The organism is Kibdelosporangium philippinense, from assembly GCF_021390435.2.
GTDB classification, from domain to species: domain Bacteria; phylum Actinomycetota; class Actinomycetes; order Mycobacteriales; family Pseudonocardiaceae; genus Kibdelosporangium; species Kibdelosporangium philippinense.
In genome coordinates this window covers 181,126-193,006 of the sequence record NZ_JAJVCN010000001.1, presented here as the reverse complement: position 1 = coordinate 193,006, position 11,881 = coordinate 181,126, and the positions used below count along the sequence as shown (strand labels likewise).

General features: G+C 64.4%; 16 protein-coding genes. 9 read left to right on the top strand and 7 right to left on the bottom strand.

Annotated elements, in window-relative coordinates; genetic code table 11:
* Positions 1-4: 4 nt before the first annotated feature.
* From LWC34_RS00965 to LWC34_RS00955, 3 genes are read right to left on the bottom strand one after another with little or no spacing between them, the layout of a single operon-like run.
* Entirely contained in the window at positions 5-931 is a 927-nt protein-coding gene (locus LWC34_RS00965) for an ABC transporter ATP-binding protein (RefSeq protein WP_308199946.1), read from the bottom strand.
* Entirely contained in the window at positions 928-1,926 is a 999-nt protein-coding gene (locus LWC34_RS00960) for a peptidoglycan-binding protein (protein ID WP_233722485.1), read from the bottom strand. Before LWC34_RS00960 ends, LWC34_RS00965 begins: the two co-directional genes overlap by 4 nt.
* The gene (locus tag LWC34_RS00955; protein WP_233722484.1) at positions 1,923-2,420 is read right to left on the bottom strand and encodes a hypothetical protein; all 498 of its coding nucleotides are present in this window, start codon (positions 2,418-2,420) and stop codon (positions 1,923-1,925) included. Before LWC34_RS00955 ends, LWC34_RS00960 begins: the two co-directional genes overlap by 4 nt.
* 88 nt (positions 2,421-2,508) lie before the next feature.
* Between LWC34_RS00955 and LWC34_RS00950 the strand changes: the two genes are divergently transcribed.
* Genes LWC34_RS00950 through LWC34_RS00925 form a run of 6 tightly spaced genes read left to right on the top strand, consistent with a single transcriptional unit; the run spans position 2,509 to position 6,353 of the window.
* The gene (locus LWC34_RS00950; protein WP_233722483.1) at positions 2,509-3,159 is read left to right on the top strand and encodes a response regulator transcription factor; all 651 of its coding nucleotides are present in this window, start codon (positions 2,509-2,511) and stop codon (positions 3,157-3,159) included.
* Positions 3,156-4,202, top strand: coding sequence for a sensor histidine kinase (locus tag LWC34_RS00945; protein WP_233722482.1), 1,047 nt, complete (start codon positions 3,156-3,158; stop codon positions 4,200-4,202). The genes LWC34_RS00950 and LWC34_RS00945 overlap by 4 nt, the downstream gene beginning before the upstream one ends.
* On the top strand, positions 4,203-4,562 hold the full coding sequence (locus tag LWC34_RS00940; protein WP_233722481.1) for a VOC family protein: 360 nt from the start codon (positions 4,203-4,205) through the stop codon (positions 4,560-4,562).
* Positions 4,559-5,431: a class I SAM-dependent methyltransferase gene (locus LWC34_RS00935; RefSeq protein ID WP_233722480.1), complete on the top strand. Its 873-nt coding sequence runs from the start codon at positions 4,559-4,561 to the stop codon at positions 5,429-5,431. Before LWC34_RS00940 ends, LWC34_RS00935 begins: the two co-directional genes overlap by 4 nt.
* A 20-nt stretch (positions 5,432-5,451) precedes the next feature.
* On the top strand, positions 5,452-5,913 hold the full coding sequence (locus LWC34_RS00930; protein ID WP_233722479.1) for a MarR family winged helix-turn-helix transcriptional regulator: 462 nt from the start codon (positions 5,452-5,454) through the stop codon (positions 5,911-5,913).
* Between the two features lie 2 nt (positions 5,914-5,915).
* Positions 5,916-6,353, top strand: a complete 438-nt coding sequence (locus LWC34_RS00925) for an OsmC family peroxiredoxin (protein ID WP_233722478.1) — start codon at positions 5,916-5,918, stop codon at positions 6,351-6,353.
* A gap of 212 nt (positions 6,354-6,565) precedes the next feature.
* On the opposite strand, the gene pcaG is transcribed toward LWC34_RS00925, so the two are convergent.
* Genes pcaG through LWC34_RS00910 form a run of 3 tightly spaced genes read right to left on the bottom strand, consistent with a single transcriptional unit; the run spans position 6,566 to position 8,970 of the window.
* On the bottom strand, positions 6,566-7,087 hold the full coding sequence (pcaG, locus tag LWC34_RS00920) for a protocatechuate 3,4-dioxygenase subunit alpha (RefSeq protein WP_233722477.1): 522 nt from the start codon (positions 7,085-7,087) through the stop codon (positions 6,566-6,568).
* Positions 7,084-7,788 carry a protocatechuate 3,4-dioxygenase subunit beta gene (gene pcaH / locus LWC34_RS00915; RefSeq protein ID WP_233722476.1) on the bottom strand — a complete coding sequence of 235 codons (705 nt, stop codon included), beginning with the start codon at positions 7,786-7,788 and terminating at the stop codon, positions 7,084-7,086. The genes pcaG and pcaH overlap by 4 nt, the downstream gene beginning before the upstream one ends.
* 9 nt (positions 7,789-7,797) lie before the next feature.
* Entirely contained in the window at positions 7,798-8,970 is a 1,173-nt protein-coding gene (locus LWC34_RS00910; protein WP_233722475.1) for a 4-hydroxybenzoate 3-monooxygenase, read from the bottom strand.
* A 71-nt stretch (positions 8,971-9,041) separates the two neighbouring features.
* On the opposite strand from LWC34_RS00910, the gene LWC34_RS00905 reads away from it, so the two are divergent.
* Positions 9,042-9,797: an IclR family transcriptional regulator gene (locus tag LWC34_RS00905; protein ID WP_233722474.1), complete on the top strand. Its 756-nt coding sequence runs from the start codon at positions 9,042-9,044 to the stop codon at positions 9,795-9,797.
* Here the strand turns inward: LWC34_RS00905 and LWC34_RS00900 are convergent.
* Entirely contained in the window at positions 9,787-9,984 is a 198-nt protein-coding gene (locus tag LWC34_RS00900; RefSeq protein WP_233722473.1) for a hypothetical protein, read from the bottom strand. The two genes, LWC34_RS00905 and LWC34_RS00900, sit on opposite strands and share 11 nt — an antisense overlap.
* 383 nt (positions 9,985-10,367) lie before the next feature.
* On the opposite strand from LWC34_RS00900, the gene LWC34_RS00895 reads away from it, so the two are divergent.
* Together LWC34_RS00895 and LWC34_RS00890 are read left to right on the top strand one after the other, a co-directional pair.
* On the top strand, positions 10,368-11,168 hold the full coding sequence (locus LWC34_RS00895; protein WP_233722472.1) for a CoA transferase subunit A: 801 nt from the start codon (positions 10,368-10,370) through the stop codon (positions 11,166-11,168).
* On the top strand, positions 11,165-11,881 hold the full coding sequence (locus LWC34_RS00890) for a CoA-transferase subunit beta (protein WP_233722471.1): 717 nt from the start codon (positions 11,165-11,167) through the stop codon (positions 11,879-11,881). Before LWC34_RS00895 ends, LWC34_RS00890 begins: the two co-directional genes overlap by 4 nt.

Below are 11,881 nucleotides of genomic sequence, written 5' to 3'. Positions count from 1 at the left end.
AATCTCATGGAATCACGCCCTTGGGGCTGGGGGAAGGTGCAATCGCGTTGATGGCGGCCGGATCGCAGGAAGCTGGTTCCTCACGGGTTTGGGCCGCGTGCGACATGCCCGCGAAAGGCCGGTCCTCGCGGACAATTGGCTCGGATTGGCTCGGACGAGGTCGCGGCGAACCGGCAAGCGGCTGGCCGTCATGGATAATCTCGCCGCCTTCGATCCGGGCAGCGATCGGCTCGTCCTGGATCCGACCGGTCCGCACCGCACCTGTTGGCGCTTGGTTGTCATGGATAATCTCGCCATCCTCGATCCTGACCATCCGCGGCATGGTCGCGGCCAGCCGGTCGTCATGCGTGATCACCACAACCGTGGTCCCGCTTTCGTTCAGCTCTCTGAGCAGTCCGGCCACCGCGGCACCAGACTGAGAGTCCAGATTTCCGGTTGGTTCATCGGCTAACACGACATCCGGTCGCCCGACTACCGCGCGAGCGATGGCCACCCGCTGACACTCGCCACCGGAAAGCTGCCCTGGCCGATGTTTCGTTCGGTGGGACATGCCAACTTGGGCCAGTGCCTTCGCCGCACGCTCCCTGCGCTCGGGCCGAGGCATGCCGGTGTACAACAGCCCGGTGGCTACGTTGTCCACTGCGGACAGCATTGGATTCAGGAAGAACTGCTGGAACACGAATCCGATGTGCCGAGCCCTGATCTCGGCCAACCGCTCATCCGGCATGCTTGTGACCTCTTGCCCGGCCAACGAAACCGTGCCTCCGGTCGGCTTGTCCAGGGTGCCCATGATCTGCAGCAGGGTTGTCTTGCCCGACCCTGATGGGCCGACGATGGCAAGTAGCTCGCCGGGTCGCACGATCAGGTCGATTTTCCTCAGCACAGTCAACTCTCCGTACTTTTTCGTGACCTGATGTAGCTCAAGGGTCATATCGACGGCACCTCCACCCGCGTCCCCTCGACCACTCCGGCCCCGGTGATCTCGACCCGGCTGGACGTGAAAAGGCCCGGCGTGACCTCGACGGTCTGCCTGCCAGAAGGACCCACGACTACAACGGCATACGCCCCACCCGGCATCACGGTCAGTGCCTCAACCGGCACTGTCAGAACGCCGCGCCGAGACTCGCCGGGGAACACCACAGTGACCGGGCCCTCGAACACACCGCCAAGCTCAGCCGACGGGCTGGTGATCAAGATGTCCACCCCGATCGTCTCCCGATCGTCGACCGAGGAGGCAACGGCCGCAATGGTCTTGACCACTCCGGCAACAGTCCGGCCGCCGAACAGTCTCACGTGGACGGTCTGATCTACCGCAGCCATCGACCGATGCCGCCTGTCCAGATCCACGTGCACGCCATGCGAAGTCCCGGTGCCGGTGACGACCGCGTCTCCTGGCCGGGCCATGGCACCAACCAAGCCGTTGGTCGCCACGACACGCACCGGACCGGAACCAACAACCGCGTCACCCGGCGAAACCATCCCTGTCTCCATCAGACCAAGGGATTTCTGCCAACGCTTGACAGCATGAACGGTCGAGGTGGTGTACGAAAGGTCCGGCGTAAAAGAAGCGTGCCCAAGATCGACGAGATTGCGTTCGAGCTGCCGAACGTCTTCCCCCTCCACAGCACGATTCAAAGTCCGATAGAACGGCAAACTCCCGTAGAGCAAAGGAATCGGACGCTGGTCAACCGCATACACCTGCTGCCCAAGGGAAATCACCTGACCAACGGTAGGCATAGCCGTGACAGTGCCCTGCCGTTGAGCAACGAGCTGGACCGACCCGAGGTAGCCGAGCTGCCCAGGTTGCTGGACCGAAGACACCAGATCGCCACGCGTGACCGGAACCGTAGGCAACGCCTTCTGCGCAGGCAAAGAAGGACTCGCGCAACCAGAAACCAAAACCACGGCCGCTAACCACAGCCTCACTTCCCATTCCCTCCCTTGGGACCAGGAGGTTGCAGGAGACTACGCATCCCGGGCGGCAAAAGGGAACCGCAAGCCTGGGCAGCTGGTTCCCAAGCGGGCGAGTCGTACACGGCCTTGTTGATGACGAACCGGTTCTCGGGCGTCGGATCCGGCATGTCGACGCCGTTCTCCCGCATGCACCGGGCAAAAGCAAGCCATTGCTCGGGCGAGCCCTTCTGGTTCGGCACGCCGGCCGCGATCAACGCGTCGTTCAAAGGTTTGCGGCACTCCTGCCGGTCAGCTTGATAGCCCTCGCCGGAAGGCTCCTGGAACACCGGCAGGCCCTCGTCGTTGAAAGTCGGGTCCGGCACCTGGTGGCCACGGTCGCGCATGCACTGGCTGAAGCCGACCGCGGCCCGGCTGATCTCCTCGGACTTGCCGGGCGCGGCCGGCGCCGGTGCCGACTGGCATCCGGCAAGCACCACGGCAGTGATGATCAACATGACTGTTCTCATAGGCCCGCACCCTGCTCGGACAACCATCAACAACGCGTGCACGAAAGTCTTGAACTCGTTTTGATGCGCCCAGGTGTCTACTGGGCACATGCGTGTGCTTGTCGTCGAGGATGACGCCGTGCTGGCCGAGGCGATCGCACGCGGCCTGCGGCGGCACGCGATGAGCGTCGATGTGGCCGTGGATGGGGCGCGGGCGTTGGAATGCGCGGCGGTCACGCGTTACGACGTGGTCGTGCTCGACCGTGACCTGCCCGGAGTGCACGGCGACGAGGTCTGCCAGCAGCTGGCCGGAGACAGCATCCGGATCCTGATGCTGACCGCGGCCTCGACCGTGCGTGACCGGGTTTCCGGACTGAACCTCGGCGCGGACGACTACCTGCCGAAACCATTCGCGTTCGACGAGCTGGTCGCCCGCGTTCATGCGTTGTTACGCCGGTCCGCGCCAGCCCGTGCGCCTGTGATCACCCGCGCAGGGATCACGCTCGACCCCGCACAGCGCGTGGTATTCCGCGACGGCCAATTCATCCGCCTGTCCCCCAAGGAGTTTGCCGTGTTGTACGTGCTGCTTTCGGCGGATGGCGCGGTGGTCAGCGCCGAAGAACTGCTCGATCGTGCCTGGGACGAGCACGCCGACCCGTTCACCAACAGCATGCGCACCACTGTCGGGACACTGCGCAAGAAACTCGGCGAACCGCCGGTGATCGGCACGGTTGTCGGTGCGGGGTACCAGATCCGATGAGACTCACCGCGCGAACCCGGCTGACCTTGTTGTTCTCCACCCTGATTGCCCTGTCAGGCGCCGTGTTGACCGTGATCGTCATCGTGCTCACGTTCACCCCGAACCAAACACGCGTGGAACCCAAGACGGTCGAGAAAACACAGATAGTCCAGCTTGGCGTGGACATGAAGGCCCAGGCCCGGCAAGAGCTGCTCGACCGGTTGATGCTCGGCGCCGGAATCGGAATCGGCGTGCTGACCGTGGCATCGGCTGGGCTTGGCTGGCTGCTGGCCGGGCGCGTGCTGCGGCCGGTGCACGTCGTCTCCGGCACCGCTCGGCGGCTTTCCCAGCAGAACCTGCACGAACGTATCCCAGTCAGCGGCCCGCAGGACGAAATGCGGGAACTGGCCGAGACTTTCAACGACATGCTGGCCCGGCTGCAGCGCTCCTTCGACGCCCAAAGCCATTTCGCCGCCAACGCGGCCCACGAACTACGCGGACCGATGACCACCCAACGAACTCTGGTCGAAGTGGCCGCCGGCGCACCAGATGCCCCGCCATCGCTGCGTGAACTCGCTGGCTCGTTGGCGCCCGTGCTGGAACGGCAGGAACGCCTGGTCAACGGCCTGTTGGAACTCGCGTGGAGCGAACACGGCATGACCACGATCGAGACCGTCCGGGTGGATTCCCTCGTCCGGGCGCCGGGTGCGTCGCTGTCACTGGCGCCGTTGACCGTGTCCGGCGATCCGACATTGCTGGACCTGATGGTCGACAACCTGGTACGTAACGCCTTCACCCACGGGAAGGAAGTCTGGATCAGCACGACCTCGGACACGTTGACAGTGGAGAACACGGGCCAAGAGGTGTCGGCCGCGAGACTGGCGACGTTGACCGAGCCGTTCCGGCGCGGCAGCCAGGACCGGTTGAACGGGAACGGAACCGGCCTTGGCCTCGCGATAGTCAGCGCTGTTGTCCGTGCCCACAATGCCTCTCTTGACCTGACGCCAAGGCCTGCCGGTGGAATTCGCGCGACAGTCCGGTTTCCAGCTGGCACCATGCGGTGAATGGCCCGCCTGCGTGACATCGTCATCGACTGCAAGCACCCAGCCTCACTTGCCCGGTTCTGGGCAGCCCTGCTGGACGACTACGAAATCGCCCCCTATGACGACGCGGAACTGGCCCGGCTGGGCATCGACTCCCCTGAAGACGATCCCAGCGTCCTGCTCCAGCGTCTCGACGGCGGAGCGCCTCGGATCTTCCTGACCCGGGTGCCTGAGCCGAAGACCGTGAAGAACCGCGTGCACCTTGACGTCGACGGCGACGTGGACGCGGTGCTCGCACTGGGGGCGACTCTCGTCGCGAAGTACGACGACCACGATCTCCTCACCGACCCGGAAGGCAATGAGTTTTGCGTTTTCCCGTGATCTACGAACACCCGTTGGCGTATGTCATCGGCTTGCAAGGAATCGCGCTGCTGCAGGGATTCATCGGCGAGCACGATCGGGACTTCGTCGAAGCGAGACTCGCGGAAGTCCGTGAACTGCTGGACAACGACCAGCTGAGCAAGGCTGTCGAGGTCACTCCGGTGAGCACAGTGGACGGTTACCGGACCTGGTCGGCCACATACGACGACCCGGCGAACGCGGCCTTCGCCATCGATGTACCGATTATCGCCAAGATCGTCGAAGACCTTCCTGCCGGAGTCGCTTTGGACGCGGCATGCGGCACCGGCCGGTACGCGGAGATCCTTTCCGGACTCGGCCACCGGGTGATCGGTGTGGACAGTTCACCCGAGATGCTCGACCTGGCCCGCAAACGCTTGCCAGACAGCGAGTTCCTGGAAGGCACCCTGCATCACCTGCCGGTCGACGAGGTCGACCTGATCGTCTGCGGCCTCGCGTTGACGCACAACCCGGATCTCGGGCCGATCTTCGCGGAGTTCGCCAGGGTGCTGAAGCCAGGCGGACACCTGGTCATCGCGGACATCCACCCGGACGGTGTCCTGCGCGGCTCGATCCCGACCGTCCGCGGGCCGCGCGGCGAACCCCACAGGCTCGTCACGTATCGCCATTCGATGGGCGACTACCTGCGCGCGTCCCTGCAAGCGGGCTTCACGCTGCTCGGCTGCGAGGAACCGCAGCGCGCCACGATGCTCGACAAGGCAGAAGAGCCTGGTCCGTGGGATGTTTGGCCCTGGTCGTTGGCCGCGTTGGTTCCCGAGGCGGCGTACGCCGCGACCGGCCCCCAGATGGTCATCTGGCATTTCCAAGCGGTTACCTTGCACACGATGTAATCGCGCGCTAGGGTTTTGGCATGACCGAGGACGCCAGGAACCTCCTCCTGCTCGACGAGCAGGCATGCTTCGCGCTGTACGCGGCGTCCAGGGCGGTCACGGACGTGTACCGGCCACTGCTTGCCGAGCTGGACCTCACATACCCGCAGTACCTGGTGTTGCTGGTGCTGTGGGAGCGGGACAACCAGCCGATCAAGCAGATCGGTGCCGCCCTTCACCTCGACTACGGCACCGTCTCCCCACTGCTCAAGCGGTTGGAGACGCGTGGGCTGGTGCAACGCAGGCGACAGGCGGACGACGAGCGAAGCGTCGTGGTGAGCCTGACGCCGGACGGGATCGCCATGCGCGAGCGCGCGCAGGAGATCCCACCCGCGATCGGATGCGCACTGGGCCTGAACAACCAGGATCTCGGTGTACTCATGGATCTGTTGCGGCGAGTCACCACGTCCGCCCGAACCACAGCACACGAAGGAGAACACTGACCATGCCAAGCCGCGACGCGACCACCCGCTGGGAAGGCGACCTGCAGACTGGTGGCGGCAACGTCACCCTCGACTCGTCCAACGCTGGACAGTTCCGTGTCACCTTCCCGGCCCGCACCGGCGACCCGGACGGCATGACCAGCCCGGAAGAGCTGATCGCCGCGGCGCACTCGTCCTGCCTGGCGATGAACTTCACCGGCACGGTGAAGCGCGCTGGTTTCACACCGGGCACTGTGGACGTCAGCGCCGAGGTCACCCTCGGTCCGGACCCCGATGGCGGCTTCAAGCTGACCGAGATCGCGGTGACGCTCGTCGCCAAGGTCGAGGGCCTGGACAAGGACAAGTTCGCCGAGCTGGCGGCCACCGCGGAGAAGACCTGCCCGATCTCGAAGGCGCTTGCCGGCACGACCATCACGCTGGACGCTTCGCTCGCGGAGTAGTCCGACTGTGGTTAACGTCATGAATCAAGACGGTGAGCAGGCGTGACCTTCTCGTTGGACTGTGTGCGGCCATGACCGGTTTCGGCATGGCCGCGCCGTCCGATTGGGACCGGCTGCGCAAGCGCCTCGCCGGGCCCCTATATCTTCCACAGGCCGCGAAGGTCTGTCGTGAGTGGTTATCCGTGTTCTAACCCTGATAACCACTCACGAGGCTAGACGTCGAAGAACACGGTTTCGCCTTCGCCTTGCAGGCGGATGTCGAAGCGGTAGCCGTCCTCGGTTGGCTGCGCGATCAACGTGTGCCTGCGTTCCGGATCCACACTGGACAGCACCGGGTCGCTGGCGTCGTCGGCGAAGTAGATCCGCGTGACCACTCGGTTCAGCAGCCCACGGGCGAACACCGAGACGTCGATGTGCGGCGCCTGTCCGGGGATCGCGCCGGGCGGCAACGTCAAGATCCAGTAGTTGCCGTCCACATCGGTCGGACAGCGCCCGAAAGCACGGAACTCCTTACGCAGTGGGCCCGACGGGTCATCAGGGTGGTCGAAATGCCCGTCCGGATCGGCCTGCCAGGTCTCGATCAACGCATCAGGAACGGTGTTCCCGGCACCATCGAACACCGTACCGACGATCCGGATCGCGCCGGGGGTATCGAGGGGAACGACAGTCGGGCCGTCAGGCCAAGGAAGCCCGATGGACAAGAACGGCCCGACGGTCTGGGAAGGCGTGGTCATTCGTCGTCCACCTCTTCCTCGAACGGCGTGGCGTCCTGGCCACGCAGGACGATGTCGAACGAGAAAGCCAAGGCCCAGTTGGGAATGGTCCGTGACATGTCGAAGGCCGAGACCATCCTGGCCCTGGCCGCCGGGTCCGGGACCGAGTTGAAGATCGGGTCCTGGGAGAACAGCGGATCGTCCGGGAAGTACATCTGGGTGACCAGCCGTTGCGTGAACGACCGTCCGAACACCGAGAAGTGGATGTGCGCCGGACGCCAGGCGTTGTCGTGGTTCTGCCACGGATAAGCGCCAGGTTTGATGGTGGTGAACGTGTACCGGCCCTCGGCGTCGGTCAACGTCCTTCCCACACCGTCGAAATTCGGGTCAAGCGGGCTCGGCCACCGGTCCTGCGCGTGCTTGTACCGTCCGCCCGCGTTGGCCTGCCAGATCTCGACCAACGAGTTCGGCACTGGTTTTCCGTTGCCGTCCACCAACTTGCCGTGCACGATGATCCGCTGCCCTTGTGGCTCACCGGCATGCTGCACGGTCAGGTCGTTGTCGTTGGGACCAAGCCGGCCTTCACCCAGCAATGGCCCGGTGATCTCGGTCAGCTTCTGCGGCAATAAAACGGGGCGCTGCAGTGGATGCCGCAGCCCGGTCGACTTGTACCCCGGGCTGTCCAGCGGCGGATGAGTGCCGGGCGCGTCGCGTAGATACACGGTTTCCTCCTACGGAAACGGCAGGCCGACGTAGTTCTCGGCGAGGCTGGTGGCAGCGGCGCTCGATGACGCGGTGTACCGCAGTTGGGCAAGCCGCAACCGGTGCTGGAACGCGTCGGCGTGATTGTCCCGGTGCAGCATTGTGGTCATGAAGTACGAGAACTGCTCCGCACGCCAGACCCTGCGCAGGCAAGTGTCCGAATAGGAGTCGACGAGGTCGCTGTTACCCTCGGACAGCAAAGCTTTGAGCGCCCGCGACAGCACCAGCACGTCGTGCACAGCGAGGTTCATCCCCTTGGCGCCGGTCGGTGGCACGATGTGCGCCGAGTCACCCGCGAGGAACAATCGGCCGTAGCGCATTGGCTCAACCACAAAGCTGCGCATCGGTGAGAGCAGGCGTTCCAGGATCGGACCTTCGTGCAGAGCGAAGCCATCGATGGCGAACCGCGTCTGCAATTCGTCCCAGATCCGGGCGTCTGACCAGCGGTCGAGCGAATCCGCCGGGTCGACCTGCAGGTAGAGCCGGGTCACTTCCGGCGTACGCATGCTGTGCAGTGCGAAGCCGTTCTCATGGTTGGCGTAGATCAGCTCGTCGTTCGCGGGCGGCGCCTCGACAAGGACACCGAGCCAAGCGAAGGGGTACACGTGGTCGTAGACGGTCAGATCACTGTCTGGAACAGACGGTCGACTGATGCCGTGAAACCCGTCGCAGCCCGCGATCACGTCAGCCTGGATCTCGTGCGCGACACCGTCAGAGTCCATATAGGTCACTCGCGGTTTGTCGCCAGTTACGTCATGCAGTTCCACATCGGATACTTCAAAGTGGATCTGCGCGTCCGCCTTGAGCCGGGCGGCGATCAGGTCTTTGACGATTTCCTGTTGCCCGTACACGGTAATCGTGCGGCCGGTCAGATCCGTCAGTGCGATCCGGTGGTCCTCGCCGTCGAACCGCAAGACGATTCCGCGATGCGGCATACCTTCCACGTCGAGCCGCTCGGCCAATCCAACTTCCCGCAACAGCTTGACCGTCGGGTCTTCGCACACGCCAGCCCGGACACGTTTCTCCACGTAGTCCCGGCTGCGGTTCTCCAGAACGATCGAGTCGATGCCCTCCATCCACAGCAGATGGGACAGCAGCAGCCCGGCCGGTCCGGCCCCGACGATGGCCACCTGAGTTCGCATGACAGCAGAGTTGCTGAAAATCGCCACGTCAGCGACTCTAGTTTCCACTGGCCGGAAGGCACACTGAAGGTATGACAGGCCAGTCCGTTGCCAGCCGGGTTTTCCGGTTACTGGACGCGTTCTCCGAGACCAAGCCCGCGCTGACACTCTCCGAGCTCAGCGCGCAGGCCGACCTCCCGTTGAGCACGACACATCGGTTGGTGGCGGAGCTGACGGACTGGGGCGGGCTGACCCGCGGCGCGGACGGCCGGTATCGGATCGGCCTGCGGCTGCTGGCCATCGGATCGCTCTCACCAGGCAGTTTGAGCCTGCGTGAGCGCGCGATGCCGTTCCTTGAGGACCTCTACGAGGCAACCCGGCAGAACGTCCAACTGGCCGTGCGAGATGACCTTGAGGCGGTCTACCTCGAACGGATCTCCGCACGTGGCGCGGTCAGCATCCTGACCAGGGTGGGCAGCAGGATGCCGCTGCACGCGACCGGCGTCGGACTGATCCTGCTCGCGCACGCCGACGATGACGTGCGGGAACGCGTTTTCGCGGCGCCGCTTGAGCGCTTCACCGATAAGACGATCTCGACCACGAAACACCTGCGTGAGGTGCTCGCCACCGCCCGGCGCGACGGTTATGTGGTGAGTGACCGGCAGATCGAGATGATCACCCAGTCGATCGCGGCACCGATCCGGGACGCGTCAAACACCGTCATCGCAGCGTTGTCGATCGTCGTCCCGATCGAAACGGACTCGCACATGCTCGTACCCGCGGTCCGAGCCGCGGGTCACGGCATTTCCCGGGCCATGGGTTGGCGGCCCAAAGCCATCAGGCGGTAACGCGTACCTCGGCGCACTCGCAGCCCCCGGTGAGCTGCGCGCACTCGAGCACGAGCTCGTGCGTGCCGATTCCCAGTTCGAGACAGGTGATGTCAGTGCATTCGGCTGTGCCGTCGCTGTGCACGACAAGGCTGCCGTGACAGTGGTCGATCCCCCGACTGCACAGCACGCATTCGGTGGAAATCATGCACTTCGTACTACCTCATCGGCCGCGTCGAGCCCTCATCGACACGCCGAGCGGTCAGCTTTCCGAGTTCTCCTCGGTGTGCCCGATCAGTTCCTCGATCTCCCACTTGCCGAACAGCTCACGCAGTTCGTCGAAGATCGGTGTCTCCCCCACAGTTGCGTTGATCATGGTCCCCTCTCCCTTCACACAGAGTGTGCACTCGTATCCCCCACGAGTTGCACTCTCCTCACCCGTATGACGTAAAGCGGACGCATTTCATTCCGCCCCTCTGCCGTGAGGTACGTCTCATTTGGCATCTCCGGTTCATCCTGAGACAATGTTCGTGCTGCGAACACTCGTTCGTATAGTGCACATTTTGCTTACGCTGGGCACACGGAGTTGAGATGGCGTCGATAACGTCACTGGCAGAGGCAGTCGCCGACCTGGTGCATGACGGCGACCAGGTCGCGCTCGAAGGCTTCACGCACCTGATCCCGTTCGCGGCCGGGCACGAGATCATCCGGCAGGGCCGCAAGGACCTGACCCTCGTCCGGATGACCCCCGATCTGATTTACGACCAGCTGATCGGCGCGGGCTGCGCGCGCAAGCTGATCTTCTCGTGGGGCGGGAACCCTGGCGTCGGTTCGCTGCACCGGTTCCGCGACGCCGTGCAGCATTCGTGGCCGGTGCCGTTGGAGATCGAGGAACACAGCCACGCGGGCATGGCCAACCGTTACGTCGCGGGCGCGTCCGGCCTGCCCTTCGCCGTGCTACGCGGCTACACCGGCACTGACCTGCCGAAACAGACCGACACGATCAAGCCGATCACGTGCCCGTTCACCGGCGAGACGCTCACCGCGGTGCCCGCGCTGAACCCGGACGTGGCGATCATTCACGCCCAGCGCGCCGACCGTAAGGGAAACGTGCAGCTCTGGGGCATTACCGGGGTGCAGAAGGAAGCCGTGCTCGCGGCCAAACGATCCCTGGTCACGGTCGAGGAGATCGTCGACACGCTGGAGCCCCGGCCGAACGCGGTCACGCTGCCAAGCTGGGTGGTCACTGCGGTCGCTCATGTCCCTGATGGCGCACATCCGTCGTACGCCCACGACTACTACGTGCGGGACAACGAGTACTACAAGGCGTGGGACGCCATCGGGCGCGATCGTGAACAGTTCCAGAGCTGGCTTGCGGAGGTCGTTCGATGACGTACACGACTGACGAGATGATGACCGTTGCCGCTGCACGGGTTCTGCGCGACGGCGCTTCGTGCTTTGTCGGCATCGGATTGCCGAGTACCGCGGCGAATCTGGCTCGCGCGACGCACGCGCCGGACCTGGTGCTGATCTACGAGTCTGGCTGCATTGGCGCGAAACCCGACCGGCTGCCACTGTCCATTGGCGACGGTATCCTCGCCGAGACAGCGGATTCGCTGGTCAGCGTGCCGGAGATCTTCAACTACTGGCTGCAGCCCGGCCGGATCGACGTCGGCTTCCTCGGCGCGGCCCAACTGGACAAGCACGGCAACATCAACACGACCGTGATCGGTGATTACGCCGATCCGAAGGTGCGGCTGCCCGGTGCGGGCGGGGCGCCGGAGATCGCCGCGTCGTGCAAGGAAGTCGTGATCATCGTCCGGCAAAGCAAGCGTACGTTCATCGACAAGCTCGACTTCGTCACGTCCGTCGGTTTGGGTGACCGGTCCACGTTCACCGGTTCCGGCCCGCAGATGATCATCACCGATCTCGGGGTGCTGCGGCCGGTCGACAGCGAGTTCACGTTGACTCAGATCCATCCGGGAGTCGAGGTGTCCCAGGCAATCGAGGCGACGGGCTGGGAGCTGAAGGTGTCGCCATCGTTGACCGAGACGCCGCCGCCGACCGACTCCGAGTTGACCGCGTTGCGGAAGCTGGCAGGCTGA

What these genes read in the sequence shown, in the direction of transcription:
- LWC34_RS00965 (WP_308199946.1), bottom strand. Translation starts at nt 931, where the DNA reads ATGACCCTTGAGCTACATCAGGTCACGAAAAAGTACGGAGAGTTGACT.
- LWC34_RS00955 (WP_233722484.1), bottom strand. Translation starts at nt 2,420, where the DNA reads ATGAGAACAGTCATGTTGATCATCACTGCCGTGGTGCTTGCCGGATGC.
- LWC34_RS00950 (WP_233722483.1), top strand. Translation starts at nt 2,509, where the DNA reads ATGCGTGTGCTTGTCGTCGAGGATGACGCCGTGCTGGCCGAGGCGATC.
- LWC34_RS00945 (WP_233722482.1), top strand. Translation starts at nt 3,156, where the DNA reads ATGAGACTCACCGCGCGAACCCGGCTGACCTTGTTGTTCTCCACCCTG.
- LWC34_RS00940 (WP_233722481.1), top strand. Translation starts at nt 4,203, where the DNA reads ATGGCCCGCCTGCGTGACATCGTCATCGACTGCAAGCACCCAGCCTCA.
- LWC34_RS00930 (WP_233722479.1), top strand. Translation starts at nt 5,452, where the DNA reads ATGACCGAGGACGCCAGGAACCTCCTCCTGCTCGACGAGCAGGCATGC.
- LWC34_RS00925 (WP_233722478.1), top strand. Translation starts at nt 5,916, where the DNA reads ATGCCAAGCCGCGACGCGACCACCCGCTGGGAAGGCGACCTGCAGACT.
- pcaG (WP_233722477.1), bottom strand. Translation starts at nt 7,087, where the DNA reads ATGACCACGCCTTCCCAGACCGTCGGGCCGTTCTTGTCCATCGGGCTT.
- LWC34_RS00910 (WP_233722475.1), bottom strand. Translation starts at nt 8,970, where the DNA reads ATGCGAACTCAGGTGGCCATCGTCGGGGCCGGACCGGCCGGGCTGCTG.
- LWC34_RS00905 (WP_233722474.1), top strand. Translation starts at nt 9,042, where the DNA reads ATGACAGGCCAGTCCGTTGCCAGCCGGGTTTTCCGGTTACTGGACGCG.
- LWC34_RS00900 (WP_233722473.1), bottom strand. Translation starts at nt 9,984, where the DNA reads ATGATTTCCACCGAATGCGTGCTGTGCAGTCGGGGGATCGACCACTGT.
- LWC34_RS00895 (WP_233722472.1), top strand. Translation starts at nt 10,368, where the DNA reads ATGGCGTCGATAACGTCACTGGCAGAGGCAGTCGCCGACCTGGTGCAT.
- LWC34_RS00890 (WP_233722471.1), top strand. Translation starts at nt 11,165, where the DNA reads ATGACGTACACGACTGACGAGATGATGACCGTTGCCGCTGCACGGGTT.